This is a genomic window from Methylobacterium sp. J-048 (genome assembly GCF_022829515.1).
Lineage (GTDB): Bacteria > Pseudomonadota > Alphaproteobacteria > Rhizobiales > Beijerinckiaceae > Methylobacterium.
The window spans coordinates 90508-106038 of sequence record NZ_JAKSYL010000146.1; the positions used below are offsets into that span (position 1 = coordinate 90508).

At 68.1% G+C, this 15531-nt stretch carries 15 protein-coding genes; 8 read left to right on the forward strand and 7 right to left on the reverse strand.

Features of this window, described 5'->3' with window-relative positions; translation table 11 throughout:
• Positions 1-12: 12 nt before the first annotated feature.
• From MKL09_RS14210 to ftsE, 3 genes are all read right to left on the reverse strand, one after another.
• Positions 13-795 (reverse strand): YdcF family protein, encoded by a 783-nt coding sequence (locus MKL09_RS14210; RefSeq protein ID WP_244020993.1) that lies wholly within the window; start codon positions 793-795, stop codon positions 13-15.
• 152 nt (positions 796-947) lie between these two features.
• On the reverse strand, positions 948-1916 hold the full coding sequence (locus tag MKL09_RS14215; protein WP_244020995.1) for a cell division protein FtsX: 969 nt from the start codon (positions 1914-1916) through the stop codon (positions 948-950).
• Complete coding sequence (gene ftsE, locus MKL09_RS14220) at positions 1913-2605, reverse strand: cell division ATP-binding protein FtsE (RefSeq protein ID WP_244021001.1); 693 nt, start codon at positions 2603-2605, stop codon at positions 1913-1915. The genes MKL09_RS14215 and ftsE overlap by 4 nt, the downstream gene beginning before the upstream one ends.
• A 197-nt stretch (positions 2606-2802) precedes the next feature.
• Between ftsE and MKL09_RS14225 the strand changes: the two genes are divergently transcribed.
• From MKL09_RS14225 to MKL09_RS14235, 3 genes are all read left to right on the forward strand, one after another.
• Positions 2803-3579 (forward strand): zinc-ribbon domain-containing protein, encoded by a 777-nt coding sequence (locus MKL09_RS14225; RefSeq protein ID WP_244021003.1) that lies wholly within the window; start codon positions 2803-2805, stop codon positions 3577-3579.
• Between the two features lie 455 nt (positions 3580-4034).
• Positions 4035-4988 (forward strand): helix-turn-helix domain-containing protein, encoded by a 954-nt coding sequence (locus MKL09_RS32205; RefSeq protein ID WP_244021005.1) that lies wholly within the window; start codon positions 4035-4037, stop codon positions 4986-4988.
• Between the two features lie 352 nt (positions 4989-5340).
• On the forward strand, positions 5341-6219 hold the full coding sequence (locus MKL09_RS14235; protein WP_244021007.1) for a helix-turn-helix domain-containing protein: 879 nt from the start codon (positions 5341-5343) through the stop codon (positions 6217-6219).
• Between the two features lie 77 nt (positions 6220-6296).
• Here MKL09_RS14235 and MKL09_RS14240 read toward each other — a convergent pair whose 3' ends face one another.
• The 3 genes from MKL09_RS14240 to MKL09_RS14250 form a co-directional block, all read right to left on the reverse strand.
• Positions 6297-7472 carry a glycosyltransferase gene (locus MKL09_RS14240; RefSeq protein WP_244021009.1) on the reverse strand — a complete coding sequence of 392 codons (1176 nt, stop codon included), beginning with the start codon at positions 7470-7472 and terminating at the stop codon, positions 6297-6299.
• Between the two features lie 120 nt (positions 7473-7592).
• Positions 7593-7985 carry a thioredoxin family protein gene (locus MKL09_RS14245; RefSeq protein ID WP_244021011.1) on the reverse strand — a complete coding sequence of 131 codons (393 nt, stop codon included), beginning with the start codon at positions 7983-7985 and terminating at the stop codon, positions 7593-7595.
• Positions 7986-8114: 129 nt separating this feature from the next.
• The gene (locus MKL09_RS14250; protein WP_244021013.1) at positions 8115-8411 is read right to left on the reverse strand and encodes a hypothetical protein; all 297 of its coding nucleotides are present in this window, start codon (positions 8409-8411) and stop codon (positions 8115-8117) included.
• Between the two features lie 272 nt (positions 8412-8683).
• On the opposite strand from MKL09_RS14250, the gene MKL09_RS14255 reads away from it, so the two are divergent.
• Both MKL09_RS14255 and MKL09_RS14260 read left to right on the forward strand, forming a co-directional pair.
• The gene (locus tag MKL09_RS14255) at positions 8684-9331 is read left to right on the forward strand and encodes a TetR/AcrR family transcriptional regulator (protein WP_244021015.1); all 648 of its coding nucleotides are present in this window, start codon (positions 8684-8686) and stop codon (positions 9329-9331) included.
• A gap of 57 nt (positions 9332-9388) precedes the next feature.
• Positions 9389-9850, forward strand: coding sequence for a DUF2852 domain-containing protein (locus MKL09_RS14260; protein ID WP_244021016.1), 462 nt, complete (start codon positions 9389-9391; stop codon positions 9848-9850).
• A 55-nt stretch (positions 9851-9905) separates the two neighbouring features.
• On the opposite strand, the gene MKL09_RS14265 is transcribed toward MKL09_RS14260, so the two are convergent.
• Entirely contained in the window at positions 9906-11591 is a 1686-nt protein-coding gene (locus MKL09_RS14265; RefSeq protein ID WP_244021019.1) for a methyl-accepting chemotaxis protein, read from the reverse strand.
• A 599-nt stretch (positions 11592-12190) separates the two neighbouring features.
• Here MKL09_RS14265 and upp point away from each other — a divergent pair.
• The 3 genes from upp (at position 12191) to MKL09_RS14280 (ending at position 15447) form a co-directional block, all read left to right on the forward strand.
• Positions 12191-12826 carry a uracil phosphoribosyltransferase gene (upp, locus tag MKL09_RS14270; protein WP_244021021.1) on the forward strand — a complete coding sequence of 212 codons (636 nt, stop codon included), beginning with the start codon at positions 12191-12193 and terminating at the stop codon, positions 12824-12826.
• Positions 12827-12986: 160 nt separating this feature from the next.
• Positions 12987-14228: an ABC transporter substrate-binding protein gene (locus MKL09_RS14275; protein ID WP_244021022.1), complete on the forward strand. Its 1242-nt coding sequence runs from the start codon at positions 12987-12989 to the stop codon at positions 14226-14228.
• Positions 14229-14433: 205 nt separating this feature from the next.
• Positions 14434-15447, forward strand: coding sequence for an NAD(P)H-quinone oxidoreductase (locus MKL09_RS14280; RefSeq protein ID WP_244021023.1), 1014 nt, complete (start codon positions 14434-14436; stop codon positions 15445-15447).
• The last annotated feature ends 84 nt before the right edge of the window (positions 15448-15531 follow it).

Below are 15531 nucleotides of genomic sequence, written 5' to 3' on the forward strand. Positions count from 1 at the left end.
CTCGTCAAAACCTCAATCGATCCGGCGCATCATCATCGGCTCGGCGACCATTTTCACCGGCTTGCCCCGGCCGATCAGGATCGCCGCCCGGGAGCGTTCGGGATCGTCCTCGAAGCGGGTACGGACCCAGCTCACCAGGAACTTCACGTATTCCGAGGCCAGGAGCTTGGCCGCGGGCGGGCTCTGCCACCAGCGGTCGGCATCCAATCCCTCGGTGACGACCGGATGCGGCAGGACCCGGTCGCTGTCCTGGAGCGCGTGGTCCAGCTCGATCAGGGTGCGCGGCATGTGGTAATTCGAGGTCACCACCGCGACGGTGCTGAAGCGGTGCGCCCGCATCCAGCGCCGGGTCTCGATCGCGTTGCCGATGGTGTTGCGCGCCCGGTAGTCGAGATCGACGCAACAGGCGATCAGAGTGCGCTGGGTCGGGTTGAGCCGGGCGATCTCGTCGCGGCTGGTGCGCTCGTTGACCCCCGTGATGAGCAGGCGCCGTCCGTAGCCGCCGGCCAAGAGATCGATCGCGTCGCCGATCCGCTGCGCCCCGCCGGTGAGCGCCACGATGCCGTCGGCGCGATCGGCCGGATACCGCTCGTGGCGGGCGAGGACGCTGACGAAGGCGAGGAAGCCCGCGAACAGCACCAGCATGCCGAAGCCGGCGCCGAGGCTGCAGACCCACAGAGCGCGCCGGCCCCGGCGAAGCGGATGTGCCGGCGCGGCGCGGCGGCGCGGCGGGACCCGCTCGTTCCAGGCCCAGCCGATCGCGTCGGTCGGGTAGGGGGCCGGTGCGCGTTGCATCCGCGTGGTCATCCTCCGGAGGATCGGCGCCGAATGCGGCAGCCCAGAGGCGGCCGGATCGGCTCCATCCACACCGCCGCGATATCCTTTCCCGATCGTTAACGTTTTGCCTGGACGCCCTGTTTCCCCTGAATGCCCCTGTCGTTACGGGGTCAGGATAGGAACCGCCGCACGGTGATCCGCGAGACCACGCCGGTGACCAGCGATGCGATCACGCCGATCAGGATGATGCTGGCATAGCCGCGCAGCCCGACCTGGACGGCGCCGAACAGCGCCTCGACCTCCTGGCCCGCCGGTCCGGAGCGGGCCGCCCGGGCGAGCAGCCCGGCAATCGCGAAGGCCAGGATCGCCAGCCCGGCCCCGATCGCGCCGCCGCGCAGGCCGAGCCCGAAGAACCGGCGCTGGAACGCCCGGGCGATGTAGTCGTCGTCGGCGCCGACGAAGTGGAGCACATCGACCACTTCGCGGTTGCCCGCCATGGCGCCCCGCGTGGCGAAGGTCACGGCAAGCCCCGTGGCCACCAGCACCAAAACCACCATCCCGATGCCGATGCCCACGAAGGCGTTCGCCGCCGTCGAGAGCCGCTGGAGCCAGAGCGCGTGGTCGTCCAGGCTCGCCACGCCGGGCAGCGCCTCGGTCAGGCGCGTGCGCAGGCGTTTCAGGTCCGCGCTTCGGCTGTCGGCGAGCTTGAGGGCGATCAGGCGCGGCACCGGCAGGTCCGAGAGATCGAGGCCGCTGCCCAGCCACGGCTCCAGCAGCCGCTCGGCCTCCGCCTTGGAGAAGACCCGTGCTTCGGAAATTCCGGGCTCGGATTTGGCGATTCCCTCGGCCCGGGCCACGTCGGAATCGACGTCCCGGCCAGGGCCGGGCCGCACCTGGATCGTCACCTCCTGGGCGACGTCGCCCTGCCATTGCCCGGCATTCGTGGCGACGATCTCGGCCGCGCCCGCGCACAGGCCCGCCAGGAAGGTCAGGATCGCGATGACGGCAGCGAGCGACCGCCCGGCCGTGGTGTCGGTGGGGACCAGGGCGGCGTTGCGGCGCAGGTTCGTCGGCAGGTTCGGATCCGCGGGGCCGGACTGGGCGTCTGCCTGCGCCCGGGTGGTTGCCGGCGCGCTCATTCCTCGATCCGCAGCCGGCCGTCGCCCAGCACCATGCGGCGGGCGTCGACAGCGTCCATGATGCCGAAATCGTGGGTCGCGATGATCACAGAGGTCCCGAGCTTGTTCAGCTCGAGGAACAACCGCAGCAGCCGCCGGCCGAGACCGGGATCGACGTTGCCGGTGGGCTCGTCGGCGAGCAGCAGGTCCGGCCGGGCGATCAGCGCCCGGGCGATGGCGGCGCGCTGCTTCTCCCCGCCCGACAGGAGCGGCGGCAGGGCGTGCATGCGCTCGCCGAGGCCGACCCAGCGCAGCAGCTCGACCACCTCGGCCCGGTAGCTCGCCTCGGACCGGCCCTGGACGCGCAGCGGCAGCGCCACGTTCTCGTAGGTGGTGAGATGGTCGAGCAGGCGGAAATCCTGGAACACCACGCCCATGCGTCGGCGCAGGCCGGTGAGCGCTTTGGCCGAGATACCGCTGACCTCCTCGCCGAAGATCGAGACGAGCCCGCGGGTCGGCCGCACCGACAGCAGGATCAGCCGCAGCAGCGTCGTCTTTCCGGCGCCGGACGGGCCCGTGAGGAACTGGAACGAGCGCGGCGCGATCCGGAACGTCACGTCCGACAGCACCTCCGGCCCGAGGCCGTAGCGCATGCCGACATTCTCGAACTGCACCACCGGCCGTTCCGCGCCGGGCAGCAGGCTCTTCATGCTCGCCTGTACGTTCAAAGCCGTGCCGGGTTTCGCCGATCCATGGTTCGAAATCGCCGGATGGGCGGGCGTTTTCAAGGCCAGGACACTTTCACCGACGCTTAACCCTGTTCGGGCACGGTTTCGCAACTGATTTTGCCGTCCGGCTCCGACTTGGCCGATCGGGAACGATCCCTGATGGAACGAATGGCGCGCGTATGCTGATTGTCTGCCCGAGCTGCGCCAGCGAGTACCGGATCGACGCCGGCAAGGTCGGCATGGACGGCCGCTCGGTCCGCTGTGCGGCCTGCCGCGAGACCTGGTTTCTCACCCCCGCCGACGTGCTGGCCGGCCATGAGGCCGAACTGGCGGAGAAGGGCGAAGCGGAGCCCGATCCGGTCGCCGATGCAGCCTGGCAGGAGGCGACCGCGACCGTCCGGGCTGCCACCGACACATCAGAGCCACCGCCCGCCCGGCGTCGGGTGCCGGCGCGCCCGTCGCGCGGGAACAGCCGGCGCGGGATCGTCGGCCTTTCGCCGTCGCTGGCCGTCGGGCTGACGCTGCTGGCGGCACTGCCGCTCATCTGCCTGGCCCGCACCAGCGTGGTCCGGGTGGTCCCTCAGACCGCCGCCCTGTTCGCCCGGGTCGGGCTGCCGGTGAATGTCCGGGGCATCGAGATTCGCGACGTGGTGGCGTTCAGCAGCCCTGCGGAGGACGGCCGCCCGCCGGAACTGGTGATCGAGGGCGACCTCGTCGGGATCGCCCGGACCGACGTGCCGGTCTCGGCGCTGAGCGTCGAGATTCGCGACGCCGCCGGACGCGCACTTCGGACCTTCCCGGTCGCCCCGCCGCGGGCGGTGCTCGGCACGGCCGAGACGGCCCGGTTCCGCGGCAGCCTGGTGAGCCCGCCGGCCGCCGGCCGTGCCGTAGTGCTGCGCTTCGCCGACGCCCAGCCGTCGCGCGACGAACCTCAGCCGGTTGCGAGCGGCCACTGAACGGAGCCGCGACTGGCCGCGCCCGTCCAGGTCCCAGCCGGATCATGGTTAACCCGGCACTGCAGGCTGCCGATTCTATGCCCGCGGCGGGATGTAATTTGTAAACTCACGAAGATAAGTCTTTTCGCGGCGACTATTAGTTATATTCAGCGGTGTTGCGCTCGATAATACTTTTCGATCTGATTGGCTTATAGGCATAAAAGAGAGCTTCAGAGCTATACCACCTATCCACTAATAGCCTGAATTTCGAGTAAAATTGCCATTCTTTCGCCTTGAAGAGGCAGCTAATGCGCTCGCAGATTGCTTGAGGAAGCGCTGTTCATGATGCCCTTGGTATTCTGCGGGGGCTGTGCATCGCTATTGCTTCTCGATGTCGGATCTGAAACCCTAGGTCGGTCGTCACTCCAGACAGCCGTGGCGCGTGCTCAAATTCAGGGTTGTAGGGCCAATCTGACGTGAGCGCCAAGACAACGGTCCCGGTCTTTTTCGGAACGACAGAATCGGTCGAGCCGAAGCAGGCGTTCGATTATTGGCGCAGCACGGTCGTCACCGGCACGGACCTGGTACAGCCCGATTCGGCCAAGCCGTTCGCGGCGTCCCGCCTGGTCGCCTCCTCCAATCACGGCGCGATCTTCCACACGAACAGCAGCCCGTACATTCTGGAGCGCAGGCCGAGCCACATGCGCCAGGATGGGCGCGACGAGGTCGGCATCATGCTGATCGTTCGCGGGAACGGCTATCTCGAGCAGGTCAACAACGGGTCGCTGCTCTGCGCCGGCGACATCAGTTTCCAGACCTGGGGCCGGCCCGGCTCCGCGGGCGCCCTGACCGAGTTCGAGGAGATCCGGCTCACCGTGCCCCGGGCGACCTTCCTGGCGCATGTCGGCAACGTCGACGATTTCGCCGCCCGCAAGTTTGCCGCCGGACCGCTGAACGAACTCTTCGCCGCCTATCTCAAGGCCTTCGCGGGCTCGGTCACCAAGATGTCGGATGCGGAGACCGGCATCGCCGTCGAGGGCGCGCTCCACCTGCTGCGCGGCGTCATGACCAGCCAGAATGCCCGGGCGGATGGCGAGCTCTCGGTCAACGCACTCCGCTCCCTGGCGCTGGCGCGGATCGAGCATCGTCTGCACGATCCCGAATTTGGTCCAGATGCGCTGGCTGCGGACCTTCGGATCTCCCGTAGCCGACTCTACGCCGCCTTTGCCGGCGGGGAGGGGATCGCCGCCACGATCCGGGACGCGCGGCTCGACCGCGCGCATGATCGGATCGTGATGATGCGCAAGGCCGGCGCCCGGATCGCGTCGATCATGGCGAGTTGCGGCTTCACGGATCCGGCTGCCTTCAGCCGCGCATTCCGCCAGCGCTTCGGCTGCTCGCCCCGCGACCTCCTCGCCCAGGGTGCGTGACCGGAGCCGGATCCGCGTGCGCCTGATACCGCGTCGGACGGACGGCTGCCCCATAACGGCGCTCATGCCGGTGCAGAGACGGCATGCCCCGTGCGTCGGCCGTTCGGCCGATTGCGCGAAGCGGTCGAATCTGGAACGCGATCGCTGCTCAAGCGTAATCGGACACGAATTTCCGGCGGCGTGAGCATTTCGAGGTCATGGCACCGTGCGTGTCAAAGATAACATCCCCGTCTTCGTTCAATCGACGGACGTAGTCGATCAGAAGAGCGCGTTCGATTACTGGTGTGATACGGTGATGCCCGCCGGGGATATCAAGCGATATGAATCGGCTGTACCGTTTTCGGCCAGCCGCATGATCGCTGTCTCGAGCCACGGCACGATCATGCGCACCGTCAGCGGCCCGATCGATGTCGAGCGCGCCGCACGCCACATCCGCCGCGATGGTAGCGACGAGATGTCGATCATGCTGATCGGCGCCGGGCGGGGCTATGTCGAGCAGGGTAACAACGGCGCGCTCCTGCAGGTCGGTGATTTGGCGTTCCGCGCGATGGGCCAGCCCGGCGCCGCCGGGAGCCGGGACGGCTACGAGGAGATCCGCCTGATGGTGCCGCGGGCCGCGTTCCTGGAGCAGGTCGGCAACCCGCAGGACGTCAGCGGACGCAAGCTCGGCGACACGCCGCTGAAAGGGCTGTTGAACGCCTATCTCGGCGCGCTGGCGACCTCGGTGTCCGACATGTCCGAGGCGGAGACCGGCATCGCCGTCGAGGGCGTGCTGCATCTGCTCCACGGGGTCATCCACGGGCAGTCCGGGCCCGACGACGGCGAACTCTCCGCCGAGGCTTTGCGCTCGCTGGCACGCGCCCATATCCAGCGCCGTTTGCACGATCCCGAATTCGGTCCGAATGCCCTGGCCGCCGCCTTGCAGATCTCGCGCAGCCGCCTCTACGCGGCCTTCGCCGGCGGGCAGGGCATCGCGGCCACGATCCGCGACGCTCGCCTCGACCGCGCCCACGACCGGATCGTGATGATGCACAGTACCGGCGCCCGGATCGGGTCGATCATGGTGAGTTGCGGCTTCACCGACGCGGCCGCCTTCAGCCGCGCGTTCCGCCAACGCTTCGGCTTCGCCCCGCGCGACCTCGCCGCCCAGGGGGCGGGCTCGAGCATCGGATCGCCAGGCGCCGACCGCCCGGAGGATCTCCGGCGCTTGTCATTCCCGTTGAGCGCGTAGCGGCGGGCGACCCGCGAGAGCCGCACCGCCGTCTTCGTTCTCGACGGCAAGCGCGTAGGGTTTGCCCGGGGACCCGATCAGATCCGGCCGCCGCGGGGATCGGTGACCGGCCGTCCAGGCTCCGTCGCGGCACCCGCGGCGTCCCGCGCCGAGCCGGCGACGCGCTGGACGAGCCGGATCGCCGCGACCCCGACCCGGGCGATCCGAATCTGGCCAGGCAGTTGCCGCGGACCGATCGGACGGTAGGCGAGGCGCGGGCCGGCCCGTTCGGCCTCGGCGATCGCCTGCCCGAGCGGCAGCGCCGCGATCCGGCCGGCCTCCGCGGGCGGGATCCCGATGGCGCGCGCCCAGGCTTGGTTCTCACGCAGGCTGCCCGCGCCGTGAAGGCGCCGGAACCGCCGCCGCCAGAGGTAGCGGCGCACGACCCGAGGAAAGGTTTCCATCCGGGCGTCGCACAGCGCGTCCGGCTCCTCGCAGCGGGACCGGATCGTGTCGGCGACGCCGCCGGGGGCGCGGCCGGTGAGCCGGGCCGAGATGGTCACGCAGACATCGGAGGCGTGCCGGACCCGCAACCCGTGCTCGATCAGCCGCGCGATGAAGGCGCCGTCCTCGCCGAGCGGGATCTCCGGCATGCCGCCGACTGCGCGATAGGCCTTGCGGGTCACCGCCAGGGTCGCGCCGATCGCGGTCCGGTGGCAGGGCCAGGGATCGTGCGGATCCGGGTCGATCCGGGCCTCGGCCTCGGTGATCAGGGCGTCGTAGATATCCTCCAGGCGGCCGCGGGCGGGCAACGACGGCGGCAGCAATGCGGCCTCCGCGGCGTCGAGTTCGACCCGTCCGGCGACCGCGTCGGCGCCGGCCTCGATGGCGGCGCGGTTGCGGGCGACCCAGTTCGGCGGCACGCGGCTGTCGGCATCGGTGGACAGGATCATCCCCGCATTCCCTGCATCCCCCAGCCAGGACGCTGCCGCATCCATGGCTCGGCGCCGCGCCCAGCCGGCATGCGCGCCGGCAAAATCCTCGCTCTCGACCCGCACCGGAATCGACAGGGTCGGCACCAGCCGGGCCACGAGGGCGTCGGTCCCGTCCGTGCAATTGTTCAGGAACAGCACCAGCCCGAGGCTCCCCGAGGCCAACCCGACCTGCGCGTCGATGGCCCGGAGGCAGGCCTCGATCCGCTCGATCTCGTTGCGCACCGGGATCGCGACGATCGCGCGGGGTGTGGAAGCGTCTGGCTGGGTGGTACGCGTCACCGGGAACGATCTCCGTCTCGAGCCCCGCGGACGGGGCGGCCCGGCTATGGCGGAGACAGCCTGAACGGAACCGGAAGGTTTCGCGAGCCCGCGGATGCCGGGCGGTGCGGCGGCCGGGTTCTACAGCGTCTTCTCCAGCAGGCCCTCGATCCATTCCGGCTGGGTCTCGCCCACCGAGCGGCCGGTCTCGGTCTCGCCCTTGTAGGCGATGAGCGTGCTTTGCATCCGCACGTTGAGGCGCCGCAGGAGGTCCTTCTGGCTGTCGAAGTCGATGTCGAAGACCTGAAGCTCCTTGAAGCGCGGCTCGGCGGCGAGCTTGGCCAGGATCGGCTTCTGGGTCTTGCAGATCGGGCACCAGGGGGCGCTGACCTCGACCAGGATCGGCTTGCCGCTCTTCTGCGCCGCCTCGAAGGCCGCGGCCGAGAACGGCATCGCCTCGCCGGCCGAGGCCGGCGACAGGCCGGCGGCCATGGCAAGACAGGCCAGCGCTAGGGTTGCGCGACGGTTCTTCATCAGCGTTTCCTCCGGCGCCGCGATCTGTCTCGTCGTTCGGCGTCCTTTCCATCGTGGTTACACGACCCGGCCCGAAACGGAGCCTCGGTTGCGGAAATCCGGGCCGGAACGCCGATCCGGCCTGTCACATCATCGAGAGGTTTCGCCCGACCGGTCCTGCTCGACCAGGTCCGCCACGTCCTGCGCGTCGACCGCATCCATCGGACGCCGGATCCGCAGCGCCCGCGTCGGCGTCCCGGCCCGCATCACCAGCACGATGGTCTCCATGTCGGGGCAGCCGGGGTCGGCGCAGGCGATCTCGTTCACCGCCAGCGCGTCGGCTTCGGTCAGGCCGAGGGCGGCGATCAGGTCCCGCTTCAGCCGCGCCGCGATCTCGGCACGCTCCGCCGAGCGGGCGCGCCACGCTCTCAGACTAACGAACGCCATGCCGAATGGTCTTCCCTGTGGCGAAGGCCGCGATGATATGCCGGTCTCTCAAGGGCGCGATGCGATTCGGCCGATCTCGATCCGATCGTGCTGCGCCGTTTATAAGCGTCTCACACATCGCCCGGTCACCGGGTGCCTGGCTTTGCACATCACGGAGCAGAGGGCGTTTTGTGAGAGGCTATGAAACGGGTCAAGCGGTCGGCCCCCTTCGCGACCGCAACAAACGCCGTGCTCGACCGTAATGCCTGCGCGCGCGCAGAGGACTTGAGAACTTGCGACCCTGGCGAGACGGACCGGGTGACCGGCGGAGCTATCACCACGGGAACCTCAAGGAGGCCCTGATCGAGGCCGCGCGACGGTTCATTGCCGAGCGCGGCATCGGCGGTTTCGCCCTGGTCGATGCCGCCCGCCTGGTCGGGGTGACGCCGGCGGCTCTGTACCGGCACTTCCGCGGCCGCGAGGCGCTGCTGGAGGAGCTGGCCGGGCGCGGCTTTGCCGAACTCGCCGCCCGGCTGGCGCGGGCGCTGACCTCCCGGGGCACGCCCCTCGAACGCTTCACCCGGATGGGCGAAGCCTATCTGGCTTTCGCCGAAGAGGAGCCAGCCTATTACGCGGCGATCTTCGAGACCCGCGGCGCCGTCGCCAGCCCCCCTGAGACCGAGACGTCGCCCGGTCGCCCGTCCCCCTTCGACCTGCTGGTCGAGGCGCTGCAGGCGACCTTCGCGGACGGGTTCGGGGGCGTCGCACCCCGGTTCATCGCCCTCGAAGTCTGGGCGCTCGCCCACGGCCTTGCGACCCTCTCGGCCGCCGGGCACCTGCCGCGGGGACCGGGCTTTCCGGACAAGTACGAGCTTCTGCGCGCCGGGGTGCTGGCCCTGGTCCATGGCGCGGCACAATCGGGCGACCGATCCCGGTCTTGAAAGCTCGCCCGGGCACCCGCATGTTAACTCCGTTCACATGAGCAGCGGAGCCAAGCCGTGACCACGCAATCCTCCTCCCCCTGGGCGACCGGCAAGCTCTGCCGGTCAGGCCCATTCCCCCGTCGGTCCCTCGAAATCGGCGCGATCGTCGTCGGCTTCATCTATTGGTGGCCTGTCGGCCTGGCGCTCGTTGCCTGGAAGGTCGCCGGCTACCCGGCCTTCGCGGAATTGCGCGATGCCGCCCGCCGGGGCGTGGCCGGCTTCGAAGGTGGCGGCCGCTCGGCCTCGCGCTTCGCCCGGGCCTTCGAGGCGGCCAATTACGGCGGCACCGGCAACGCCGCCTTCGATGCCTATCGTCGGACCGAGCTCGACCGGCTCGAAGCCCAGCGCAAGGCGCTGGAAGACGAGAGCCGTGCCTTCACCGATTTCGTCGAGGAGCTGAGGCGGGCCAAGGACCGCGAGCAGTTCGACGCTTTCATGGCCAAGCGCCGGGGCGAGGGCGGGTCCTACACCGCCTGAGCCTGAACCGCAGACGGGACCCGGCCGGCAAGCCGAGCCCCGTCTGCGAGAGGCATCACGCTGCCCGCACCGTGTCGAGGAAGCGGGACACTTCCGCGGTGAGGTGCTCGGACTGGCGCGACAGTTCCGAAGCGGCATCGAGCACTTGAGATGCCGACTTTCCGGTTTCCTCCGCGGCATCGGCGACGCCCGAGATGTTGCTGGTGACCTCGCCGGTGCCCTGCGCCGCCTGACCGACGTTCCGGACGATCTCCTGCGTCGCCGCGCCCTGCTCCTCGACGGCAGCCGCGATCGAGGTCGCGACGGTGCTGATCTCCTGGATGCGGGCCGTGATCGAGCCGATCGCCGTCACCGCCTGGCCGGTCGAGGCCTGCACCCGGGCGATCTGGCCGGCGATCTCTTCCGTCGCCTTGGCGGTCTGCTCGGCCAATGCCTTCACCTCGGAAGCGACCACCGCGAAGCCCCGCCCGGCTTCGCCGGCCCGCGCGGCTTCGATGGTCGCGTTCAGCACCAGGAGGTTGGTCTGGCCGGCGATCGAAGAGATCAGCCCGACCACGTCGCCGATCCGGGCGACGGCGCTGCTCAGCTCATGCACCAGCGTGCTGGTCTGCCCGGCCTCGTCCACCGCGCCCTGCGCGAGCTTGGCCGAGCTGTCCATCTGCCGGCCGATCTCCTGCACCGAGGAGCCCAATTCCTCGGCTGCGGCGGCCACGGTGTTGACGTTGCTAGCGGCTTCCTCCGCGGCGGCCGCCACCGCACCGGACTGCGCGGAGGTCTCTCCGGCCATGGCCGACATCGCTCCGGCCGTGGCCTGCAGCTCCGTTGCCGAGGACGAGACCATGCCGATGATGCCGCCGACCGCCTGCTCGAAGCTGTCGGCCATCTGGCGCATGCCGGCCTTGCGCTGCTCCTCGGCGGCGGCCCGCGCCTGCGCGGTCTCGGCCTCCAGGGCGCGGGTACGGATCAAGTTGTCCTTGAACACTTCGACGGCCGCCGCCATGGCGCCGATCTCGTCGCGCCGGTTCCGGGCCGGCACCGTCACGCCGGTGTCGCCGCCGGCGAGCCGGGACATGACCTGCGTCATCCGCTGGATCGGACGGGAGATGCGGAATTGGCAGAACGCGGCCGCTGCCAACGCAGCGATGAGGGACAAGATGCCGCTGAACCAGGCGGCCGCGGTCGCGGTCTTCGCTCTGTCCATGGCAACCTCGACTTCCCGGGTGGCGCTCCGCTCGTTCAATGCGACCAGTCGCGCCAGCGTCGCGCGCGCATCGTCATAGAGCTTGACCGTGTCGGCGCCGGTCAACAGCGCGAGCGCGTCGGACTGCTTGCCGGCCGCGATCAGGCGGCGCATCTCACCGTCCACCCGCTCGTATCGGCCCCACAGGCTGCCGAACTCGTCGTACAGACGCCGCTCGTCTTGGCCCGAGATCAGGGCCTCGTAGGCCCTTCGCCGCTCGTTCAGAAGAGTCAGTGTCGTCGCGACCTGAGCCTCGCCCCCCTTGAGAGAAGCGGGATCGTTGGAGAGCGTCATCAGGCGATATTCCTTGATGCGCACTTCCGAGGCCGCGATCTCGACCTCGTTGATCCGCGTCACCGAAGGCAGCCAATTGCCGGCGATCTCCGTCATCGATTTCCGGATGTCGGCGAGTTCGATGATCGACAGGATGCCTTGTCCTGCGGCAAGCAGGGCGAATAACCCGAAGATCGCGGCGAGCGTAGTCCTGAGGGAAAGGCGCATGGCTTTGCTCGAGTTCACCGAGGAAGTATCAAGTTGTCAGTTGCAAGGATGGGCAAAAATTTTCCTACCACAAGATATATTGCAAAGTTGCGTCAATTCGATTTGCAACTCTCGCGTGTGTTAAGTTTAGAGGCGAGCCAGTCCAGGAAATGTCTTTTATCTGCAATAATAAAAGCATTTGATATTGTTAATTTGTCGTTATCGATTCAGTTTAAAATTCAAACCCGTTTCTGATTTGAGTCACTTTTGTGTGATCTCGACAATTTAATTGCTTTCGCATTCTTAATTCATGAGTGACGACAGCTAGAGGTATGTGACAAGCGGTTTGGGTATTTATTTGTATTTCTGCAAATGCGTAAATTGAGTGCCATCAAATATAAACAACAAAGCTGAATTCGTCGCAGGGCAGTGACCGGTCCGCGATCATGCGCCCACCTGTATGCAACTCTCACGATCGCGCCGGCGCGATCAAGGGCACCCGACGGCGTCGGGCCTGTTCCTGGGATCAACCGACTTGAATAGGCCTATTCGCGCCCCGTTACGTTGCGCCCCGGCCCCCGCTCCGGCATTCCTACCCCTCCGGGTTGGAGGGATGTGCGATGCCGACGAGTCGGGTCACAGTGGTCGATCACCCTCTGGTGCAGCACAAGCTCACCTATCTGCGGGACAAGAATCGGTCGACCAAGGGGTTTCGCCAGATCCTGAACGAGATCGGCATGTTGCTCGCCTACGAGGTGACGCGGGATCTGCCGCTGGAGCCGGTCACCATCGAGACGCCGATCCAGTCGATGGAGGGGCGGCAGATCCAGGGCAAGAAACTGGTCTTCGCCCCGATCCTGCGGGCGGGCGTTGGCTTCCTTGACGGAATGCTGTCGCTGGTTCCTTCGGCGCGGGTCGCCCATGTCGGTCTCTACCGCGATCCCGAGACGCTGGAGGCGGTCGAGTATTACTTCAAGGCTCCATCCGACCTCGCCGACCGGACCGTTCTGGTGCTCGACCCGATGCTCGCCACCGCCAATTCCGCCATCGCGGCCCTGGACCGGCTGAAGGCCCGGGGCGCGTCGGACCTGCGCTTCGTCTGCTTGCTGGCCGCCCCGGAGGGGCTCGCCAAGTTCCAGGCCGCGCATCCGGACGTTCCGATCTGGACGGCGGCCATCGACAGCCACCTGAACGACCACGGCTACATCGTGCCGGGGCTCGGCGATGCCGGAGACCGTATGTACGGCACCCGGTAATCTGCAGCCCGCACGGACGAACCCGGAGGTCCATCGAAAGTCCGGCCGGTGTATCCTCCTTCAGCCGGATGCACATTGTATTCACCTCGTCGAATGCTACAAAAATCGTCCGACCCCCGATGCGGCGCCAAAAGCCGCACGGCCCGGAGGAGGAAGCAGCATGGCGATGGATCGCAGCGTGACGAGCCGGGCCGTCGCCCTGCTCGCGGCGGCCGGATTGTTGGCCGCAGGTGAGGCGCGGGCCGCGGATCCGATCAGGATCGGGGTGATCGCCGAAGCGCAGTCGGTGGTCGGCGCCTCGATCCCGCAGGCGGTCCAGCTCGCCGCCGACGAGATCAACGGCAAGGGCGGTATCGACGGGCGGCAGATCCAAGTCGTCTCCTACGACGACAAGAGTTCGGCCTCCGACGCGGTCCGTGCCTTCCAGCGGGCAGTCTCCGAGGACAAAGTCCATCTCGTGATCGCCAGCTATATCTCGGAGGTCGTGCTGGCGCTGATGCCGTGGTCGGCCCGCCTGAAGACGCCGATGATCACGCCCGGCGCGGCGTCGAACGAGATCAGCCTCGCCGTTCACAAGGACTACGCCCGCAACAAATACACCTTTCACGGATACCTCACCTCCGCGGCTTTGGCGCAGTCGATCTGCGACTCCACCAAGGACATGCTGCTCGACCTGATGAAGGTGAAGACGGCGGCGATCATGAGCGAGGACGCGGCCTGGACCCGGCCGCTCGATGTCGGTTACGAAAAGTGCCTGCCTGAGATCGGCGTGAAGGTCGTCGACCACATCCGGTTCTCGCCGGATACGGGGGACTTCACCCCGATCTACAACAAGATCGAGGCGGCCAAGCCCGATCTGATCGTCACCGGCATTTCCCATGTCGGCGTCCAGCCGACCGTCCAGTGGCGCAATCAGCAGGTGCCGCTGGCCATGACCGGCATGAACTCGCAGGCGACCTCCTCGACCTTCTGGGCCAACACCAACGGCGCCACGCAGGGCGTGATCTTCCAGAGCATCGCCGTGCCGGGCGCCGCGATCACCGACAAGTCGGTCGCGTTCAGCGAGGCGTTCAAGAAGCGCTTCGGCAGCGATCCGTCCTACGCCGGCTATATGGCCTACGATCAGATCTACTACACCGCCGATGCGGTGAAGCGCGCCGGCTCCACCGAGGCCGACAAGCTGGTCGACGCCCTGGAGAAGACCGACTGGGTCGGCACGGTCGGCCGCACCCAGTTCTACGGCCGGGACGACGACTTCACCCACTCGATCAAGTACGGGCCGGGCTTCGTCACCGGCTTGATGGCGCAGTGGCAGGACGGCAAGCAGGTGGCGATCTGGCCCAAAGGCCTCGCCCAGGGCCAGATCGTACTGCCCCCCGCCGTGAAGGCCGCGGCGCGATAGGTGCGAGCCGTTCCCGATCGCGTTGCAATCGGGCTCGCCTCTAAGTTCTTGATGTGACGCGCTCGCTCATGCCGAACCGGTATCCGCTTCGGCGGCAAGCCCTCTAGCCCCGTCGCACGCTTGCCAAGCGCGCCCATTGCCGCAAGTACAGCCGGGCCGCGCCTCCGGGCGCGGCCCGGACCACGCACGCGTTGAGGATACTTCCATGGCCAGCCCAGCCCTGCCCGAGACCATGCGCCGGATACACTTCACCGGTCCCGGTGGACCGGAGGTGATCGCCGTCGAGACCGCGCCGGTGCCGAGTCCCGGGCCGGGTCAGGTGCTGATCGAGGTCGTCGCTGCGGGCGTGAACCGCCCGGATGTGATGCAGCGTGCCGGCCTGTACCCACCGCCGCCCGGTGCCACCGAGATCCCGGGCCTCGAAGTCGCGGGCCGTATCGCGGCGCTGGGGGAGGGGGTCTCCGGTCTCTCGGTCGGGGCGGACGTCTGTGCCCTGGTGATCAGCGGCGGCTATGCCGAGTTCGCGGTGGCTGAAGCCTCCCATTGCCTGCCGCGCCCGAAGGCGCTGTCGCTGGTCGACGCGGCCGGCCTGCCGGAGACCTTCTTCACGGTCTATTCCAACGTCGTGCAGCGCGGCCGTCTCGCCGAGGGCGAGAGCTTCCTCGTGCATGGCGGGTCGAGCGGGATCGGCGCGACCGCGATCCAGATCGCCAAGCATGTCGGCGCCCGGGTCTTCGCCACCGCGGGCTCGGCCGAGAAGTGCCGGTTCTGCGAAGAGCTCGGGGCCGATGCCGCCATCGACTACAAGCAGGCCGACTTCGCCGAGGAGATCAAGCGTCTGACCGACGGGCGCGGCGTCGACGTGATCCTCGACATGATCGGCGCGAGCTACCTCGCCCGCAATCTCAAGTCGCTGGCGCCGGACGGCCGACTCGTCATGATCGCCCTGATGGGCGGCTACAAGGTCGATGGCCTGAACATCACCCCGATCATGCGCAACCGCCTGACCTTCACGGGCTCGACGCTCCGACCCCGCCCGAAGGCCGACAAGGCCGTGATTGCCGAGGGCCTGCGCAAGGATGTCTGGCCGGAGCTCGAGGCTGGCCGGATCCGGTCGGTGACCCACGCCACTTTCCCGTTGGAACAGGCGCAGAAGGCCCACGAATTGATGGAATCGAGCGCCCACCTCGGCAAGATCCTGCTCACCACCGGGCGGTGATGCCGCCGACCGCGAGGAACCGGTTTCATCGACGCCGCGTTGGCCGCCGATAACGAAATCGTGTCACGTGCGTGGCGTTCGAGC